This window comes from Bradyrhizobium sp. WSM4873, assembly GCF_055811355.1.
Genome location: NZ_JBVVPS010000098.1, coordinates 1 through 1,157 on the forward strand (window position 1 = coordinate 1; position 1,157 = coordinate 1,157).

The 1,157-nt window shown below is 66.9% G+C and carries 1 protein-coding gene; it reads left to right on the forward strand.

Going from position 1 to position 1,157, the window contains the following annotated elements; all coding sequences use genetic code 11:
- Positions 1-99: 99 nt before the first annotated feature.
- Positions 100-1,157, forward strand: a 1,058-nt coding sequence (locus tag AC0L21_RS37885; protein WP_473267074.1) for an IS256 family transposase, incomplete at its 3' end; no start/stop codon positions are given.

Sequence of the window (1,157 nt, forward strand, 5' to 3'; positions counted from 1 at the left end):
GGGGATGTCCCGGGTTCTGTTGAATTTCTGAAGAGGTCGGCGTTGCCCACCTTGAGCCGGTAGGCTCGGGGTGCTGATTCCACAAAGGAGAGCAACGCCATGACGAGAGATATCACGCCGGCTGGTCCGCCGGCGACTGGGGCTGTGGACGAAGCGTTTGCAGAGGTGCGGGCGAGCTTCGATCGGTTCTGCCTTGCGGCAGGGATCGAGGCGCTCGGCACGATGATGGAGGCGGATGTCACGGCGGCCTGCGGGCCGCGCCACGATCGCGACGCGGCGCGGCGGGCGCACCGTTGGGGCCGAACGCGGGGACGGATCGGCTTCCACGGCGGCAAGATCGAGGTCGAGCGCCCGCGGGTCCGGGGCGTGGATGGCGGCGAGGTCACGATCCCGAGCTGGGAAACGGCGGCGCAGGAGGATTGGCTCGGTCGCTGGGCGATGAACCTGATGCTGATCAATGTGTCGACGCGCCGGTTCGGCCGCGCTGTCCGGCTGCCCGAGGGTGACGTGCCGGCACCGCCCGGATCGGGGATTTCGAAGTCGGCGGCCTCGCGGAGGTTCGTCGCGCTGTCGGCGGCGCGGCTGGCCGACTTCATGGCTGCCGACCTGTCCGCGCTCGACCTTCTGGTGGTCCAAATCGACGGGCTGCATCTCGGCGACGATCTCGTGCTGGTCGCCGCGATCGGAGTTGACGGCGAAGGCAACAAGCATCCGCTGGCGCTGGTGGAAGGGGCGACCGAGAATGCCGCAACGGTTCAGGCCCTGCTGGACAACCTGGTCTCGCGCGGGCTCGACCCGACGGTACCAAGACTGTTCATCGCCGACGGCGCGAAAGCGTTGTCGAAGGCGATCCGCCGCACCTTCGGTTCGGCCGCTGCAATCCAGCGCTGCCAGATCCACAAGGCGCGCAACATCATGGAACGCCTGCCGAAAGAACATCATGCGGCCACCCGTCGGGTGCTGCGCCAGGCCTGGGAGCTCGATGACGCCGACAAGGCTGAAAAATTGATCCGCAATCTCGCGCGTCGCCTCGACCAGCAATGGCCCGGCGTCGCGGCCAGCATCCTCGAAGGCCTCGACGAAATCCTGACTGTCGTCCGGTTGAAGCTGCCGAAGGAGCTTCGTCGATCGCTCGCCTGTACCAACATCGCCGAGAA